Source organism: Pyrodictium delaneyi (assembly GCF_001412615.1).
Classification (GTDB): domain Archaea; phylum Thermoproteota; class Thermoprotei_A; order Sulfolobales; family Pyrodictiaceae; genus Pyrodictium; species Pyrodictium delaneyi.
In genome coordinates, this window is record NZ_CP013011.1 from 1271622 (window position 1) to 1289227 (window position 17606).

The following is a 17606-nucleotide window of genomic DNA, read 5'->3' on the forward strand; positions in this document are numbered from 1 at the left end:
CCCCAGAGGGCAGCTGCCGCCTATTTAACTAGCCCGCCCCGGTAGCGGCTACGAACGGGAAGAGATGGATAATACGCATATATGCCAACGGCTAGGTGTAATAGTCAGCAACGTCTTCCATGCATTCTGATATACTACGCTACATTACAACTTATTATAATGCTGCGTCCCCGGCTTAGCTAGGCTAGCTTGTCTATCGCGTCTCCTACAGTGTGTAGAGTGCCAACTATATAGCTGAAGAGGGTTATACCTGCCTTCCATACGGGGCTCTAGGGCCTCTACCGGGATGCGCTGAGGGAAGGGAGCGACGGTGAGCGTCTGTACAAGCATTAAGAGCTTCAAGGACCCGGTCCATGGGTATGTCGACCTCTGCGGTAGGGTAGCAGGAGTCGTTGATACCTGGATAGTGCAGAGGCTCCGCGGGATAAGGCAGACAGCGTTCGCCTACCTTGTGTACCACGGTATGGAGCATAGCAGGTTCAATCACAGCCTCGGCTCAGCCCACCTAGCCCGCGAGGTCCTCCACTTCCTCGCGGGGAACACGAGGCTATACTATCGTAGCGCAGGCGGCCCCGAGCTGGCGGGCTACCTGCTCCGCGCAGAGGAGGTCTTCCAGCTAGCAGCCCTAGTCCACGATGCTGGTCACTTACCCTATAGTCACTCGAGCGAGGCGGGCATTACCGAGGCGAGGCTCATCTACCGGATAAAGGGGTTCGATAGGCTCCCCCTGCGCCATGAGGCGTACACCTATAGCCTACTCCCCCACGTGGCCAGGGAGGCCGAGGAGCGCGGCGTAGAGCCGGTATTCACCGGCAGCGTGGCAGGAGACCTCGGCCTCATCCTCCGGGGCTCGGCGGGAAGGCCGGAGGCCCGAGACCTGCTAAGCGAGTGCACAGCCAGTATACTGCACCAGCTGATAGCCGGCGGACTGGACGTAGACAGAATGGACTACCTTATCCGCGATAGCCTCTACGCGGGAGTCCGCTACGGCGTCTTCGACGTCGACCGGCTCATCAGGGTTCTCCTCGCGACGCCACTGCTACGCGAAGACGGGGACAGCCCCGGGCTTAGCCGGAACGCGTGCCGCGTCATGGTGCTCGATAAGGGTGTTAGTATAGTCGAGTCCTTCCTCCTCGCAAGGTTCTACATGTTCAGCGAGGTTTACCTCCACCGTGTAGTGGAGGCCTACAACTCGGTCTACGCCAGGCTCTTCAGCCTCCTAGCCCGCGACGGCCTGGTCTGCGTAGAGCAGGGCTGCGAGCTAGACATCCCCACGCCCCAGAGCATAGCGGAGGGGAGGAAGGAGGCGCTCGAGACCTGGAGGATGCTCGACGACACTACGATGTGGATGCTCATACGCCGCGTCTACAGGGGCCAGGCAAGGGCTAGCAAGGAGGCCCAGACGCTGGCAGGCATGCTAGTGGAGCGTCGCCACCCCAAGGTCTACCGGGTGTTAGAGTCGCGGAGCACCTGGGGCCTCTACACACGCTACCTAGAAGAGGCCGTGGCGCCGGACTGGGCGCGGCCACTACTGGACGAGCTCCTGGAGATGCAGCGGGAGAACCCCCTAGTGATGATACGGCCCTTGCGTGTCGACCTCGTGAGTCTAGAGCAGCTTGGAGTCTACAGCCGGCAGCGCGGCGCCCCCGTAGAGCTCCACGAGGCCGGGACGGAGGCGCGCCAGGAGCTAGGCAGGCTACGGAGATTCGCAGACCTAGGCCCGGAGCTAGGGCTCTACAGGATAGCAGTATTCACGACCCCCGAGTATGAGGAACAGGCGGAGAAAGCCATGAAGATACTCCTGGGCCTCCAGAAGGAGCAGGAAAAGACAGCAAGAGCCTAGACCCTACATCAACTACCTAATATTATCTCGTTTAGCGCATTCTAGCCCTTGACAGCCTTCACGACCGTTAGCGGTGCGAACTAAACGTATACATTTTGATCGTGTAGAGCCGTGACACGATGCTACACTACCTCACTATTAATAGGAGGCCACTAAGAAACCTCAGAGCACATCATTCACGGGGATAGCCAGCGTCTTATCGTTAATCATACCCTGTTCTTTCAGCCTCCCCTGACCCCGCCGCCCCGTCACGGGCCGTGCCGCTTAGATGGTGATACCACAGCAATAACCCCTCTAGGGGGCGCACTAGCCTTGGCTATAGGGCAGCACGCGACAGTACGCTACATAAGCCTCGTAGCAGCTATCGAGCGTGTACTGCGCGACCTCGGCGGCCGCGCGGAGATAGACACCCTGCTACGCGAGGTCTGGACACGCTACGTAGAAGCTGGGAACGGGGAGCGCGTAGTAATGAGGCTATACCGCCACCCCAGCGGCAGGCTATGGAGCCCCGACGCAGAAGAGGCGTTACGCGTCCTAGAAGCAGCAGGGATAGTCGAGAGACAGGGTAGGACACTAGTCCTAAAAGCCGCCTAACTATCTGTTTCTCATTCTACGCCTCAACAAGGCATAGGTAAACGTGTATACTGCTAGGGAGGCCACAGCAGCCAGGGGGACAAGAGGCTGCAACGCCTCGTATAGGCCGGGGACCCCTCTGGGCACTGTTCCTAGCCCTCGAAGGCCTCCTATCAGTAGGCTCAGCGACCCTACAGCAGCAGTCAGTGCATGCAGCCTAGCGTTGAGAGACAAGTGTGCCAGCACATAGACGGCAAGGCCTGAGGCTGCAGCGGCTACGAGGACTGTCGCCACAGCTTGGTGGACACTGTAGAGGAGTATACGAACCCACCCGGCATAGTAGTTGGCGGTCACCCCGCCCCGGGGCACGCAGTCTTCGCGGAACCCCTGGGGCGTATACACATAGCCGCTGCCAGTACACTCGTAGACGTCCTCAGTCCCCTTGACGCGGCTGCACTCGAGCCCTGAAGTAAAGTGGTAACCGTGTAGCGTAACCGGCTCCTTGCTCGCATCCACAAATGTCTGGTTATAGGCGAGGCCCCAGACACGCATGGCTACATGGAACCGGGAAAACGCGTAGTCGTCGAAGGCTAGTCTCTGTGGCTCCGGTATAGGCCTCTCCACGATATCTATAGAGAAACCACTACCAATCCAGAGGCCTAGGTAATAGAACACGACACTATACATCGCGAGGAACAGTACAACGAGGACGTGGTGCGACTCGAGCCTCAACGGCATATACACACCCGTAGCGCCGAATAGATAGTCCTAGTGTCCAGGCTTCAGTGCTAGGAGGCCCCGCGCTTATAATAGATGTTTCCGTGTAGCCCCGCGCCGAGCGCACTCTACTGCCATTCTGGGAGGCTAACATCTCGTGCAGCGCTGGAACGAGAAGATAGTCTACAACGATGCCACAGTTCACGACTATCCTTGGACTCTACCCCTGTTAGCATTAGGATGGTAGGATAGGTCGTGGACAAGGTAGATATGGGTAAAGAGGGTCAAGACAATGGGGATCGAGAATAATAATCACTTCTCCGTAGCTGGTAGCCGGGCTGATGAGACTGACTTATAGTGTAAACCCGTGAAGCTCGGGCCTAAGGGAAGAAAACTAGAGGAATGTTCTAGCTCTTCCCAGCAGCTGTGTCTACTGGCAGACTACCAGTCTGCTGGGCTAGTAAGCCTAGCTTCTGCAGTTTCTCGACAGTCTTCTCGACTAGTGGTGTGCGTAACGGCTTCTCCGGTATCAGGCCCTGCGGCCTGTACAGCAACACAGCCACTATTATCAGGCCCATTATCACGTAGCGTAGGAATGGCAGCGCTGCTGCCACAGCGTCTGGTACGCTTATGCCGAGCGTCTCTAGCGCCGAGGTGTTGAGGAACACGTTTATCGCTGCTACTACGGCGGCACCGAGCAGCGCACCTATGTTGTTAGCAGCGCCGCCGAGCATCACGGCTACTACGACTTCGAAGGTCCTCTCTGGCTTGAAGGTGTTCGCTTGCACGCTCCCAGAGTAGAATACTAGTAGTGCACCCGCTATCGCGGCCATGGCGGAGCCGACGGCTAGCACCTGGAGCCGGAGCCTGGCCACGTTGTAGCCGTAGACTTGCGCAGCTAGCTCGTCGTCCCTCATCGCCTTTAGGGCGCGGCCCCAGGGACTGTTAGCCAGCATCTCCGTATAGACGTAGAAGAATGCTGCGAATAGCAGCACGAGCATGGCGTACATTAGGTCTATCCTGGCCTTTACTGGGTACCAGGCGAAGGGTGTAGGTATAGCTGTGAGCCCGTTGAAGCTGCAGGCGGGCCACTGGCTGTTATACGCTATGAGTCGTACCACCTCGCCCATAGCTAGCAGGGTTATCGCTAGGAAGTCGCCGCCGAGCCGTAGTGTGGGATAGCTAGCGAGTATACCAGATACGGCACCGATGAGCCCAGCCGCTACCAGTGCTAGCGCGAATAGCTCGAGGTACTGGCCTGCCGTCAGCAGGTGCTGCGAGGCGGCGTTGGAGAGTATGTTGTAGGCCTCGGGGCTACAGTACACCGGGCCCTCAGTGCTAGCAGCTACCGCCACTCCAGCGCTCTGAGCGGCCCAGTGTAGCCCGAGCCATGCGGCTAGGGCGCCAGCAGTGTAGGCGCCGAGGCTCATGAACAGTACCTTACCGAAGTTCGGTACGCCGCCATAGCCGTACTCTAGGTTGAAGCTAAGGGATAGTATAGCGTAGACACCGAACCAGACAATCCACTGAGAGACTATACCCATTACACCCTCCATGGCTTACGCCCTCCTTCGGAGTGATAGCGACTCGAGCCTTATCACGCCCTCAGGCCGATACATGAGCACGATTATGAGCGCTACGAGGGCTATTACTGGGGCATAGGCTGTGCTTAGCCCAAGATACATGTTGGCTAGGAAGCTGATCACTTGTTCTGCTAGGCCTAGGAGCACACCGGAGATTATAGAGCCGTAGAACGTGAACCCGCCCATGGTCGCGGCGGCGAAGATCCAGAGTAGCATCAGCCAGCCGGACTCAGGGTTCACGTAATAGTAGTAGGCGTAGACGAAGCCGGCGAAGCCTGCTAATCCGCCGCCTATGAGCCAGGTTGTCCGCCTTATAGCATAGATGTTGATGCCAGAGACACGCGCTAGTACCGGATTGCTAGCAGTAGCTCTCATTGCTTTGCCTGTCCTGGTCCTCGTGAAGAGCCAGTGAAGAGCAATGGCAAATGCGGTTGCAGCACCCATTGCGAGTAGATGGCTAGTCTCTATCGATACTATGCCACCTATGCTTATGAGAGTACTGCTACGGACAGGTAGCGCTGCCTCTAGGAGCCCTGCTGCAGACGCTGCTATAGCTAGCAGGGAATAGCGGAGTACTAGTCCTACACCTATACTGGCTACCAGGAGGTGCAGTGGTGTAGCGCCTCTCTTCCATAGCGGCTTGAATGCGAGTTCATCGCTGGCTAGTGCTGCTATAGCACCTATTATCACGGCAGCGATGAGCGCTATTACCAGCTCAACACCATTGGCGCCAGCAGCTACTGCTGCCAGGTATGCAGCATAAGCTCCATAAGTTATGTACTCGGCGTATGCAAAGTTAGGGACCTTAGTTACGCGGAAGATCAAGGTAAGCCCGAGAGCCATGAGCCCGTAAAGACTTCCGACGCGTAGCCCGTTCACTATTGCTCCGAGAACACCATAGAGTATCGCGGAGTCAACCATCGTGCGACACCTCCGTGTATCCGGATTTGTTAGCTGTGGTGTATGCCGAGGAAGAGCTCCTGTAGATCACGGCGGGAAAGGATCTCCTGGCCTGTACCCTTGGCTGCAACCTGCCCGGCGACGAGTACATAACCACGGTCGGCTAGCTCGAGGGCACGACGAGCATGTTGCTCCACTATAAGTATAGAGGCGCCGGCCTCCTCGCGTATCTGCTTGAGCGACTCAAGAAGCTCTATAGCTATCTTAGGAGCGAGGCCAGCGGTTGGCTCGTCGAGGAGTAGAAGCTTTGGCCTAGACATGAGCGCGCGGCCGACGGCCAGCATCTGGCGCTGGCCGCCACTAAGTGCGCCGGCTAGTGTCTTGCGGAACGACTTGAGCACAGGAAATATGTTGAACACTATCTCCATGGCTTCCCGAATCTTTTCTTCGTCTTTCTCCAGGTAAGCACCCATCTCTAGGTTCTCCTCTACAGTGAGGTCGGGGAACACGTTGTCGGTCTGCGGTACATAGCCCATGCCGAGCTTTGTCTTGGCCTCAGGCGGGAACCAGGTAACATCCTGGCCCTCGAATACAACTTTGCCGTCGAACACCTTGGCTACACCGTATATGGTCTTGAGAAGTGTACTCTTTCCGCTACCATTAGGCCCGACTAGTGCTACGATCTCGCCCCGCTCTATGTGGATGCTCACACCCTGGATAATCACCATTTTACCATAACCGCCGACGAGTTTCTCAGTGTATAGTATAGTATTCCGCGGCACCACGTCACACCTCCAGCCCTCTAGGCCGAGCCAAGGTAGGCATCGAGGACACGTGGGTCCTCCGCAACCTTCTCTGGGGGCCCCTCGACGAGCACACGGCCCTCGTGCATAACTATGACGCGTTCAACGTGGTTGAACAAGACCTCAAGTCTATGCTCAATAACGAATATTGTGAGCCCTTCACTGTTCAAACGCTCTAGCAGCTTAAAGATGTCCTGTGCGAGCTTAGGTGCTACTCCCGCTGTGGGCTCGTCGAGGAGGAGAATCCGTGCCTCACCCATCAATGCGCGGGAGATATCGGTGAGCTTCATCTGCCCGCCGCTAATCTCTGAGGCACGGTTAAGCGCTACCCGGGTAAGCGAGAGCTTCTCTAGAACATCGTGGACGCGCTTTACTAGGCTCCTCTCCTCCCACTGTAGCCACTCCTTCCTTCTCAAAATAGCGGAGAAAGGACCGTCACCCCGGCGATCGCGGGCAGCGGTGGCAGAGTTCTCAACCACAGTCATCCCATGCCAGAGCCGGGGCACTTGAAAGCCTCGGACAAGCCCTCTCCGATACAGCTCGTAAGGTGGAAGTCCAGTAACTTTCTCACCATAGAGATAGACATCCCCACCATCAGGATGATAGATCCCTGAAATGACGTTGAAGAGTGTGCTTTTTCCACTACCATTAGGTCCTATTAGGCCGACAAACTCGCCCTCGCGAATAGATATAGAGACGCCATCTAGTGCACGAACGCCGCCAAAGTATTTGCGGAGGTCGACCGTCTTGAGTACTTCAACGCCTGCCAATACTGCATCCCTCCAGCCATAGCTCGCAAACTAATCATGAATCCTATACCGCTCTATGGGGCTCTGAAAACACCACAGGCATCCAAGCCTTGTGGTGCGTGATGCAGCTCATAGGGGTGATGTGGTGACGCTAGAGAGGCCCTACATAGGGCCTCTCGAGGCGCGGAGACGTGTATGCTTTTGGAGCGGCCGAGCGTGAATAGTAAATCAGCCCGGAAGGGGGCTAAGTGGCCCAACCCCTAATAAAGGCTCTCTGATGGAAAATAGTGTATGTCATCTAGACAAAATGTGGCTGCGGGAACAATAGTGCAACATACCTAGAATGGGAGTAGTATATGATGCAATGACTAGCTGAAAAGTGAAATAGTAAAAATATATGTGACGTGAAGCATGTTCTCTAATCTCTCTATGTCTACTTATTGTACCACTCTATCTGCCCAGTGGAGGCGTGCCAGATGCCTACCTCCTTGAACTGGCCGTCTGCTACGGTTACTAGCGCGTAGTCGGCGAAGGCGGCGTCACCGTTCTCGTTTAGCATCTTATGGCCGGTGGCGCCCATGAAGTGGAATGCTACTGTCGGTAGTACAGCCTTGATTGCCTGGCCATCGTACTTGCCAGCGGCTAGCACGCTTAGCATTGCTATCCATGCAGCGTCGTAAGCATAGTAGGCGTATGTTGTCGGGTCCTCGCCGTACTTCTCCTTGTAGAGCTTCTCGAAGTGTGTTGTCACAGGGTTCCTAGCTATGGCTGGCTTGGTTACTAGGAGGTTCACCTTCTCTAGGAACTTGGCTATCTCTGGCTTTTCTAGGAATGTCTTGCGGGCCATGCTGTCGGGGCCGAACCAGCGTACCTTGCCTAGCACGTCTATCTTGGAGGCCTGCTCTAGAATCTTGGTACCGTCGTCGTCGAACGCGATTATGAGCACGGCAGTCTTATCGTCTGCGCCCATCTGCTGTACCTTGACGGCTAGCTGGTTGACCTCGTTGGTTAGGTCAGGCTTGTCGGGCTGGTAGAGTATCTTCTCTACCTGGCCGCCTAGCTGCTTGAAGGTCTCCTCTACTAGCTTGGCTAGGCCGCTACCGTAGTCGTCGTTACGTGCTATGATGACTAGCTTGGTGTAGCCTAGGCTGTGGATTATCTTGGCTAGTGCTGGGCCCTGGACTGTGTCTGGAGGCGCCATTCTGAAGACGTAGTCGTCCGGGAAGGCTGCGGCTGCGCCAGTGCTGCTTGGGCTTATTATCACTATGTGCTGCTCATTAGCGATGGGCATTACGGCACGTGTTTCGCTTGTAGACAGTGGACCTACTACTACCTGTATACCCTGGCTAGCGAACCTCTTAATCACGTTGACGGCTTCCTGGGGGTCGGTCTTCGTGTCCTCGTGTATCGGCTTGAACCGGAACGGTGCGCCAGCCTGTTCTAGTAGCTGGTTCATCTCCTCTATGGCTAGTAGTGCGCCCTTGAGGCGGCGTGGACCGTCTACAGCGTAGCCGCCGCTCACAGCGATGGCAAGGCCTATTGGTATCTCCTTTGGAAGGCCTTCAGCTGTCTGGGTTGTCTGTAGTGGTTGCGTGGCAGTAGGTGTAGCGGTTGCTGATGGTGTTACAGTGGCTATTGGTGAAGTGGCGGGGGCACTGGTCGGCGAAACCGGTGTAGGCGTTGGTGCAGCCTGTTCACCGGTAAATGCTAGATAACCTATAGCGGCGATGGCCACTAGGGCTATAGCTACACCTACTATGCGTGGATCCATCCTCGCCAAGACAGGTCTCCCCTCCTTCTTACACCCTTTTACTCGTCCTACACTCTGAGAGGGCCCAACCCCTAGGGAGCGGGCATCCAAGGATTGTGGGCCCGGGGTATACGACAAGACGGCTGTACAGAGACTCGGAAAGGCTAGAGGGGTTGGGCCCTCCTAGGATTGCACCGTGCCCAGAACCCCCTCGCCACGGGATAAAAGCTTTCTGACAGTTTAAACACAACCAATAGTTGAACCCTGGCCCTCTAAGCAATTGTCCGTAACACATACTGTCTGTCTCGCTATATGTTCCTCTTCAATTGTGCTCCCTGGCTATGCTTGATCGTTGCTCAATGAATAGGGCAGAATATTGTACTTGCATAACAGTATGATGCTTAACCATTGTGGTAGCAATGCAGAGACTAAGCTTAGGCATTATACAGTACCCACGGTGTAAGTAGCGAAGGAAGGCAAAAGAGGAGACTCTTGACAATCTATGAGTCTTTAAAAATAGAGTTGATTCAAGTTCTGGTGACTTTATTCATCCGATCCATATTTCTCCTCTAATAAGGTCTTGAATAGAGATGCGCCTCAAGGCTGTCGAGGAAACGTAGTCTCTTAGGTATCGGTGGGTGGTCACTGAGTACCTCCTGTACCGGGTCTACTTCGGCTCTCTTCAGCTGCTCGATGATAGCATCTATGTTGCCGCTACCCCAGCGTCCCCAGCCGCCGCTGTAGAAGGGGCTAGCGACTGCCTCGACTAGCGCGTAGATAAATAGTGCCTTGATGCTGCTCTTCTCGACTATCTCGTGTGCACCACTGCTCTGGTAGTAGAGGTGGAGTCTTGCTAGCGCTCTCTGCATTGGCCGGGCACCCGCCACCATGGCGCCGTGGGCGTCGGCGTAGTACTCGCGTAGCCTGCTGAAGGCGAGCACAGCTATCTGCATCACGAAGCTCAGTACCACGCCTAGGAGCCCGAGTGCTGCTAGGTATATGCCTCCGCCGCCCTCGCGCTCTCTTCTCCCGGTGGTGCCGCTCCAGAGCCCGATGTGTAGCAGCCATACTCCGAGGTAGTAGAGTATGCTCGGTACTAGGCCGAGCAGCATAATGATGACGACGTCGCGGTGCCGGTGATGGCCTAGCTCGTGGCCAACAACGGCTAGCAGCTCGTCCCTGGGCAGCATCTCGTATAGGCTCCGGCTCACGGCCACATAGCGGCCTGCTAGGAAGTTGCCGTAGGCGAACGCGTTTGGCGGCCCATCAACAATGACAGCCTTTGGCGGCTTTACTCCAGCTTTTGCTGCCGCCTCGTTTACTATCTCCTGCAGCTCCGGGCTAGGCCGAGCCCCGTACGCAATGTTTATCATATAGGGGGCGAAGAGGTAGCTAAACAGGTTGGCAACGGCTACAAACAGCACCAGTGTGCCGATGGGGAGTTGATAACCAGCGCTCGCAGCAGCAACGTAGAGTCCATAGATTGCTAGAATTCCACCACCCACAATGAGTCCTGCTGTAAGCAGCATAGCCGTGTATAGGCTAAGCCTCCCAGACAGTGATGCAGCTACCTTTGGAGCTATCTTTGCTGCCAGCAGCTGGAGCACGAGGAACCCAGCCACATATGCTATCATGAGTGCAAACATTGTGATCGGGTCGTAGAACCACATAAACCCTATCATATGGCTGTGCACCCCTACCCGAATCCCTTATGCTGCGGCACCTACTCCAGCTAGACTCCTATACAGAAAGGATGCGGAATCTCCGCAGCCCCTCTTATAGCCTTGCCTCCTGCCTACGTGTAGCACGGCCAGCTACGAGAAGGGCTAGTGTACCAGCAGCAACAGCGGCTAGAGCAGCTATGCTGTAGGCAGGGCTATAGCCCATACTGTTAGCTATCTCGGAGAGCACGAAGAGACCAATGGTGCCGCCCACGTCGAAGCCAAGCGTGTAGAGGCTTGCAGCCCGATTCCCCGCGCTCCGTGGAGCAGACATACTTGCAAGCATCTGTTCCCCGGGTATCGAAGTGCCCGAGCCGAACCCGTAGAGGATGCCAGCCAGGTAGAGTAACGGAGGCACAGGATATTCAGCAAGCAGTGACAGCCCGATTGCCTCAAGGGCGAATCCTAGCGCTAGCATTCTCCTAGGCCCAAGCCTCGTATACACGTGGCTTGACAAACCCCGCGCCACGAGGCCAGATGCAGCGGTCAAGCTCTGGAAGAGTCCAAACACTGACGCCCTATAGCCGAGGTCGCGGAGCTGCATTTGCGGCAGCGATTGTACACTGAAGAACACCATACCATCTACAACGGCAAGCGCGATGGCTAGCAGAACTCCTAGTGTTAGTGCATCGCGTAACCCGGGACCTTTATGAAGTCTATCTATTCGCGCCTGGCGGAGCGGAATAGATGTAGCGATAACGGCGGCCGCAAACCCGGTTATGGCTGTGAATATGAATACAGCCCAATAGCCTAGCCAGTCAACTATGAATCCCGCTGCTAGCGGTCCTACGATCAGTGCTGCTGTAACCATGACTGCCCGCATCGATATCGCGCGTGTAAAGGCTTCGCCGCCCAGTGCGGCTGCAGCAGCTATTGATGGGGCTACAAAGAAAGCCAAGGCTAACCCTTGGAGCACCCTTACCAGTGCAACCATCGGTACTGTGTAGGCGAACGCTGCAGCGATACCCGCAGCTGTAGCTGCAAACCCACCAGCGACTAGGAAGCGCTTCGCATTGCCCCGATCGGCTGCAATACCGACTGGTATTCGGAGAAGCGCTGCCACGAGGGGTGTTAGGGCGTAAACCTGGCCTGAGGCGGCTACACTGGCCCCGATATCCCTAGTATACCTAGATATAACGGAGCTCGTAGCAGATACGGAGGTAAAGAATAGTAACGTCGCGGCGAGTAGGTTGGGGAGCCCAGTCACTCTGACAGCCCCGGGCACCGAGCTACAAAGAGCTAAACAATTAAGGATGCTGTAGAAGGTGGTCTAGCCGGGGGAAACCAGTATAATAGAAAATTTAAAAATAATTGGGTAATGAAGAAAGGGTATGCTGTCTAGCGGGCTAATGCCTTAGCCTCCTCTATGGCGCGGCGTTCTAGACCCCGCTTCTTGCCCAAAGTTATTGCTATATGCAATGGTATGTAGAGGCTAAGACCTATCAGCACCATGCCTAGACCGCTGGGATCCGGAGAGATTATGGCACCAAGTATCATTGTGCCTAGGAATATATACTTCATTGTATCTTTGCCGAACATTTCTGGATCCAGTATACCATAAGCAAGCAGCAAATACAATACTATTGGTAACTCGAATAGCAGGCCGAATGCCAGTGCCAACTTCAGTACAAAACCTACTATAGTGCTAATTCTTACAGTCAGTATCATTTCATATCCTGTCGGCACAAGTGGTGGGTAAAGCTTAAGCATCATAGTTACTATTAGTGGTGCAGCAATATATATTGCGAAGAAGACGCCAAAGAAGAATGATATTACGAATAGAACTATAAACTTCTTTGCAAATGCCTTCTCATGTGGATATAGTGCTGGCTCTACATAAGCCCATATCTCTCGGGCGGCAACTGGTGCTGCGCCGATTAATCCTAACAGCATTACAGCTTGCATCATTATCTGTATAGACTCGAACTCCGTTGAAGGCAGTACAGTTACGTTGTAGACCTTGCCGTCTAGCGTCTTTATCTGCTTTGGCACGGTATGTGCGAATATCAGCGCTGGAATCTTAGTTACAAGGGGGGTGTAAAGTAATCCACCGCTTCCAGCTGGTACGAGTGAGAGTATAGCGGCAGATACCATGAATGCTATGACTATTCGGCGTAACCTAATGATTAGCTCCTCTATATGCTCCCAGAGGGAGGCCTCCCTGTCGCCTGGTGGCGAAGCTGCAGACATGGTCCTGACCCTGGATGTAACTCCTAATCATGTTGTGCTATCTAAGCCACACCTACCTTATCCGGTTACACGTTTGTGATGACATCTACCACTAGTTAGCCGGGACTATGGAGTGACTATGGAGTCCCGGCGTTGCCCGCCGATAGCTTGGGTTTAGTCGGTTATTTCCTAATCTGTGTAAGGGTGGCTTTGGAAGACAAGCTCTGAACCTAAAGCTCTTTTTATTTGAGGTCTCAATAAAGGACTCTGCCATATATACGATGCTAGACTTGTTTAGTATCGTTAGTCTCTATTCAATTTTAGGTCTCTGTATTAGTGCTCTTTGTAGACTGTTCAGCCTCTACCTTGATTTCGTCAAGGAGACCCTTCTTCTTAGCCTCGTTTATTATCTCCACTATAAGGTCGTCCCGCTTCTTCTTCTCGGCATCCTTCACGCCGAGCTTTTCGGCTAGTTTACGGAGAGTCTCGTCATCTATGCCCTGTAAGCTTTTTTTGGCCTCTGACTGTGAGCGCTCTAGATCCTCAACGACACCTTGGCTAGCGCGACGGAACTCGTAGAGAGCCTGGCCGAGCCCCCTAGCGAGCTGTGGCAGCTTGGTCGGGCCGAATATTAGCAGGACTATTAGGAGGATTATTACCCACTCCATTCCCTGGAAGGAGCCTGGGAGCATGCCGTACCACTTCCCTTCCTCATACCCGGAGAATCATGGTAAACCTGCCGGCCACTATATTAACTCTTTGCCTCAGATTAATGTCAGACCATGGTAAGCCCTCTGGCACGTGCTGAATTCTAGCCAAGTACTGTGGTTTGACAATACCTACTGCAATGCCGTGTAGTCTGTTCTGCCGTACAATTGTGTGATACGGCTCTAGAGTTGGTTCGGCTGATGATTCAATTATGCAATATGTTCATAGCCAGTATTTGACATAAATGATTTAACCATATAGTTATAGTAACGAGAATAGCAGCTGTAATAATGACGCCTGCCCCAAAGCTATCTCGCTAGAAGCAGCTCTAAGAGCAAGGGTGCTTACCTTGGCTCTTGAGGGTAGTACTCTCTTCCTAGACGGTGCAGGGTACGCAGATGACACACTACGCGAGGTAGAGGCGTATTCTAGGCTCATTGCTATGGCTGTTGTAGGTGTTGAAGAGGCTGTAGGCCGTAATATAACGGGTGGCTTTGCTAACCTTCTGGCCCGCGAGATCATGGCAAAGTATAAGCCCCCTGGGAGCAGTATCAAGGACGCACTAGAGTGGCTTGGCAGGAATACCGTCTTTCGCGTGAATACCTACCGTGTCCAGGGCAAGCTCTGCAGAGAAGAAGATGAAGGAAAAGCGTTCTACCTTATAGCGCACGAGTGTCCGGTACGCCAGATACTATACCTTGAGGACCTTCCTGCCGGGGGTACACTCTGCAGGATAATGTGCAGCTATCTTGAAAGGTTATTCGCGGAGAGGCTTGGTGGCCGCTATCGTGTAAGACTGGTCCGCTCGGGGCCCAACGCGTGCCTCCTAAGAGGGGTAGTCGTCTCGGGGAATCCGCCCCCAGACGACGTAGATGTCTACACCGAGCCCCCGAGCCGGGAAGAGTATGTAGAACAGTTGCGCAATATGCTCTCAGCTATACTCCACGGGCTCTCCCGCGCTCTCTACCTGACTCTCGGCAGTAATCCTGCTATGAGCTACCGTGCCGGTAAGAGCTATGGACGTAGACTCGGTGCAATGATACTCGCTGAGGGTTATGAGGCTCAGAACCTAGAGGAGGCTGTCGAGATACTCAACGAGGGTCTCCAGGGAATGGTGAAGACCCGGCTGGAGGGCGATAGGCTTGTCCTCGAGTGGAGCTGGTTCCATGACATTGTCGAGAGGGAGGGTCTTCAGCACCCTGAGTTCATCTACAGGCTCGTACAGGGCTTCATAGCTGGTGTCCTCGAGATGCTTGTTGGGCGTAGGATAGAGCTCCGTTCGACCCAGGAGCACAACGTCTATGCGGTGATGCAGCTGTGACCGGGAAGCTCACTCTGGCCCTAATACCCCTCAGTGGCTGCGGCGGCTGCGAGGTCCAGGCACTGAGAGCGCTAGCACTCCACGAGGATCTACAGGAGCGCTACGAGATAGTCTACTGGCCCCTAGTAGTTGAGGAGACAAGGCTACCCGAGAAGATAGACGTCGCGATAGTGGAGGGTCTCGTGAGGACCAGAGAGAACTTAGAGATGCTTCGCGAGGCACGGTTACGGAGCCGTACCCTCATAGCCCTAGGGAGCTGCGCTGCCTGGGGCGGGATAGGAGGCTCAGCTGACTCGTTCAACCCGTGGCTCAGCATGAAAGCGATATATGGGAGGGAGAAGATAGAGGAAAGCGCTGAGATGCTCCCACGCGCCTACGCTGCAGCCGACCTCGTTCCTGTAGACTACGTTATCTCCCGGTGCCCGCCGCCCGTCGAGCACATAGCCTTAGCGCTCCGCGCGATAGCGGAGGGGAAGCGGGTACCCGTAGCCGACAGCACTGTGTGCAGCCAGTGTCCCCGCGAAATGAAGCCCATAGAGCAACTAGAGTTCAAGCCTGGGCTTCCCGGGCCTGATGCTGATCCTAACACGTGCTTCCTCAGTCAGGGCTACCTCTGCCTAGGCTCGGTAACCACAGTCGGCTGTGGCGCACCCTGCCCTCGCCATGGAATCCCGTGCTTCGGCTGTGGAGGCCCACACCTGGAGATAGCTGAGAGACGCGACATGGACATAGTCACGGCGCTGGCCCGTAAGATAGCGACGCTAGCGGGTCTAGACCCGGCCAACGACCTCGACAAGGTCGTGGACATGCTGTTGAAGACGTACGATCCGCGCCGCTTCTATGTATTCACCTTCGCCTCCCAGGTGCTCCGCCGCAAGCCCCACGGCTATGCAGTGCATGCGCTGGCCTCGACGCGGCGTAACCCGGTTTTCGTGAAGAGGCTTGAGGAGCGTGCCCGCTTCGCCCAAGGAGAAGAGTAGGCCTCTTATACGTTCGTTAAAACCATGTGTAGCAGAGGGATGGACACAATGGGTTCTGTAGATGAGAAGGCTGGGACCCGGAGGAAGCTCAAGAAGATACTCGTCACGCTTATCGAGGGCCACGCCTTCGTAATATTCAAGACCGGCAGGGACGGCCGTGTAGAGGACGTACTCTACGAGGGAGTAGACACCAGGATGTTCGAAACAATGTGGATAGGTATGATGATCGACGAGCTGCCCCGGGTAACCCCTATGATATGCGGCGTCTGTAGCGCTACCCACCACATAGCCAGCGTGAAGGCTGCAGACGGTGTGCGGGGTGCAGAAGTCCCCGAGGATGCGTGGCGTATCCGCTACATGATAAACCTAGGTATACATCTTAACAACCAGGCACTTCACCCACTAGTCTTTGGCCTCCCAGATTTCCTCCCCGTGGATGTTGAGAAGCGGAGTATGCTAGCCCTCGCCAAAAAGTACCCGGAGCTGGTCAAGGCTGGCGTAAGGATAATGGAGCTTGGCCACAGAGTCGTAGCAGTGTACGGTGGCAGGGATATACACCCGATAAACGCTATTCCCGGCGGTGTAGCCCGTAAGCCCTCTAGCGAGGAGATTGGGAAGCTAAGGGATCTATTCGAGAAGCATCGTGGCGACCTAGAAGTGTTTGCCAAGACTGCTATAAAGATAATGGAGGAGTCCAAGGACAAGATAGAGACGTATAAGCCAGGCTATAGCTACATGATGGCCGTGGCCGGGGAGAACGGCGAATACGACATAGTCAACGGCCGCGTGAGGATAATAGACGCTAAGACCGGCTCCGTGGTAGCAGAGTTCAGCGATCGTACCACCGAGTACCTCAAGTACCTCAAGGAGTACACAGTACCCTACAGCTACATTAGAATGGTCACGACTAAATGGAGAGCCCAGAACCCCCGTGAGGGCACGATACACGTCAGTGCCCTCGCCCGCGCAAACATAGTCAAGAGCTATGGTGTGGAGTGGGCAGACGAGCTCCGCGACCGGCTCTTCGAGGAATGGGGTCGGCCACTTAACCATCCGTTGCTCGCGACATACCTCCGCGTAGTAGAGACAATAGCACTATACGAGACAATATCCCGGGAACTTGAGAAGCCTCTTGGCGATAACATATACACACCACCACTAAGAGATACGGGTGAAGGCGTAGGTGTCATAGAGGCGCCAAGGGGTACACTCATCCACCACTACCGCGGCGAGGAGGGCAAGACAACATTCGTCAACATAATAACTCCTACGGCGATAAACGCTGCGGCTATAGAGGCTGACCTCCGCGACTACTTCGTCGGTAAGCGGCTAGACGAGATGAGGGACCGCGACGTCTACGCCGCAGCAGTAGCCATAGCCCGCAGCTACGACCCTTGTATGGCCTGTGCTACACACGCCACATACACGGGCAAGGTGTCACCGATAAGGATAGTCGTAGCAGATGAGAACTGGAAGCCAATACGAGTCATAAAACCCTAGAGGGGTGGGCTAGAGATGCCCGTGCAGACAGTTACGATAAAGATACGTGTCGATAGGTGCAAGAAGTGCCTCAACTGTGTGAGGGTGTGTACAGCCTTCGACGGTGTCTACGAGGAGGGCCCTGACGGCTACCCGGTGGTAGCCAGACCCGAGGAGTGCGTCCAGTGCCTCATATGCCATACGGTGTGCCCGACCAACGCTATAGTACACGAGAACTACCGGAAGACTATGCTGATAAACCCTGATGAGGCCATAGTGCAGCGCTACCGTAACATGATATAGCACGTCA

At 55.0% G+C, this 17606-nt stretch carries 16 protein-coding genes; 6 read left to right on the forward strand and 10 right to left on the reverse strand.

What is annotated here, in order from left to right; translation table 11 throughout:
* Positions 1–310: 310 nt before the first annotated feature.
* On the forward strand, positions 311–1843 hold the full coding sequence (locus tag Pyrde_RS06530; protein WP_055409230.1) for an HD domain-containing protein: 1533 nt from the start codon (positions 311–313) through the stop codon (positions 1841–1843).
* 312 nt (positions 1844–2155) lie between these two features.
* Positions 2156–2437 (forward strand): hypothetical protein, encoded by a 282-nt coding sequence (locus Pyrde_RS06535; RefSeq protein ID WP_055409232.1) that lies wholly within the window; start codon positions 2156–2158, stop codon positions 2435–2437.
* On the opposite strand, the gene Pyrde_RS06540 is transcribed toward Pyrde_RS06535, so the two are convergent.
* From Pyrde_RS06540 to tatA, 10 genes are all read right to left on the reverse strand, one after another.
* Positions 2438–3148: a hypothetical protein gene (locus tag Pyrde_RS06540; RefSeq protein ID WP_055409233.1), complete on the reverse strand. Its 711-nt coding sequence runs from the start codon at positions 3146–3148 to the stop codon at positions 2438–2440.
* A 392-nt stretch (positions 3149–3540) separates the two neighbouring features.
* Positions 3541–4689: a branched-chain amino acid ABC transporter permease gene (locus Pyrde_RS06545; protein WP_055409235.1), complete on the reverse strand. Its 1149-nt coding sequence runs from the start codon at positions 4687–4689 to the stop codon at positions 3541–3543.
* Between the two features lie 3 nt (positions 4690–4692).
* On the reverse strand, positions 4693–5637 hold the full coding sequence (locus Pyrde_RS06550) for a branched-chain amino acid ABC transporter permease (protein WP_055409236.1): 945 nt from the start codon (positions 5635–5637) through the stop codon (positions 4693–4695).
* A gap of 29 nt (positions 5638–5666) precedes the next feature.
* Complete coding sequence (locus Pyrde_RS06555; protein WP_231656702.1) at positions 5667–6398, reverse strand: ABC transporter ATP-binding protein; 732 nt, start codon at positions 6396–6398, stop codon at positions 5667–5669.
* Between the two features lie 20 nt (positions 6399–6418).
* Positions 6419–7189, reverse strand: coding sequence for an ABC transporter ATP-binding protein (locus tag Pyrde_RS06560; RefSeq protein ID WP_055409238.1), 771 nt, complete (start codon positions 7187–7189; stop codon positions 6419–6421).
* Between the two features lie 412 nt (positions 7190–7601).
* Complete coding sequence (locus Pyrde_RS06565) at positions 7602–8939, reverse strand: ABC transporter substrate-binding protein (RefSeq protein ID WP_231656834.1); 1338 nt, start codon at positions 8937–8939, stop codon at positions 7602–7604.
* A gap of 548 nt (positions 8940–9487) precedes the next feature.
* Positions 9488–10600, reverse strand: a complete 1113-nt coding sequence (locus Pyrde_RS06570; RefSeq protein ID WP_231656703.1) for a zinc metalloprotease HtpX — start codon at positions 10598–10600, stop codon at positions 9488–9490.
* Between the two features lie 94 nt (positions 10601–10694).
* On the reverse strand, positions 10695–11846 hold the full coding sequence (locus Pyrde_RS06575; RefSeq protein ID WP_180385546.1) for an MFS transporter: 1152 nt from the start codon (positions 11844–11846) through the stop codon (positions 10695–10697).
* Between the two features lie 131 nt (positions 11847–11977).
* Positions 11978–12829 carry a twin-arginine translocase subunit TatC gene (gene tatC / locus Pyrde_RS06580; RefSeq protein WP_055409245.1) on the reverse strand — a complete coding sequence of 284 codons (852 nt, stop codon included), beginning with the start codon at positions 12827–12829 and terminating at the stop codon, positions 11978–11980.
* Between the two features lie 299 nt (positions 12830–13128).
* Positions 13129–13500 (reverse strand): twin-arginine translocase TatA/TatE family subunit, encoded by a 372-nt coding sequence (gene tatA, locus Pyrde_RS06585; protein WP_055409247.1) that lies wholly within the window; start codon positions 13498–13500, stop codon positions 13129–13131.
* 365 nt (positions 13501–13865) lie between these two features.
* Here tatA and Pyrde_RS06590 point away from each other — a divergent pair, with 365 nt between their 5' ends.
* Genes Pyrde_RS06590 through Pyrde_RS06605 form a run of 4 tightly spaced genes read left to right on the forward strand, consistent with a single transcriptional unit; the run spans position 13866 to position 17599 of the window.
* A complete protein-coding gene (locus Pyrde_RS06590) occupies positions 13866–14837 on the forward strand; it encodes a hypothetical protein (protein ID WP_055409249.1) in 972 nt (323 codons plus the stop codon).
* Positions 14834–15817: an NADH-quinone oxidoreductase subunit B family protein gene (locus tag Pyrde_RS06595; protein WP_055409251.1), complete on the forward strand. Its 984-nt coding sequence runs from the start codon at positions 14834–14836 to the stop codon at positions 15815–15817. The genes Pyrde_RS06590 and Pyrde_RS06595 overlap by 4 nt, the downstream gene beginning before the upstream one ends.
* 48 nt (positions 15818–15865) lie before the next feature.
* Positions 15866–17317 (forward strand): Ni/Fe hydrogenase subunit alpha, encoded by a 1452-nt coding sequence (locus tag Pyrde_RS06600; RefSeq protein ID WP_180385545.1) that lies wholly within the window; start codon positions 15866–15868, stop codon positions 17315–17317.
* Positions 17318–17332: 15 nt separating this feature from the next.
* Positions 17333–17599 carry a 4Fe-4S dicluster domain-containing protein gene (locus Pyrde_RS06605; protein ID WP_055409254.1) on the forward strand — a complete coding sequence of 89 codons (267 nt, stop codon included), beginning with the start codon at positions 17333–17335 and terminating at the stop codon, positions 17597–17599.
* Positions 17600–17606 lie beyond the last annotated feature (7 nt).

Excerpts from the sequence above, each read along its gene's own strand:
- tatA (WP_055409247.1), bottom strand. The coding sequence starts at position 13,500 with ATGCTCCCAGGCTCCTTCCAGGGAATGGAGTGGGTAATAATCCTCCTA.
- tatC (WP_055409245.1), bottom strand. The coding sequence starts at position 12,829 with ATGTCTGCAGCTTCGCCACCAGGCGACAGGGAGGCCTCCCTCTGGGAG.
- Pyrde_RS06570 (WP_231656703.1), bottom strand. The coding sequence starts at position 10,600 with ATGATAGGGTTTATGTGGTTCTACGACCCGATCACAATGTTTGCACTC.
- Pyrde_RS06550 (WP_055409236.1), bottom strand. The coding sequence starts at position 5,637 with ATGGTTGACTCCGCGATACTCTATGGTGTTCTCGGAGCAATAGTGAAC.
- Pyrde_RS06605 (WP_055409254.1), top strand. The coding sequence starts at position 17,333 with ATGCCCGTGCAGACAGTTACGATAAAGATACGTGTCGATAGGTGCAAG.
- Pyrde_RS06545 (WP_055409235.1), bottom strand. The coding sequence starts at position 4,689 with ATGGAGGGTGTAATGGGTATAGTCTCTCAGTGGATTGTCTGGTTCGGT.
- Pyrde_RS06600 (WP_180385545.1), top strand. The coding sequence starts at position 15,866 with ATGGGTTCTGTAGATGAGAAGGCTGGGACCCGGAGGAAGCTCAAGAAG.
- Pyrde_RS06565 (WP_231656834.1), bottom strand. The coding sequence starts at position 8,939 with ATGGATCCACGCATAGTAGGTGTAGCTATAGCCCTAGTGGCCATCGCC.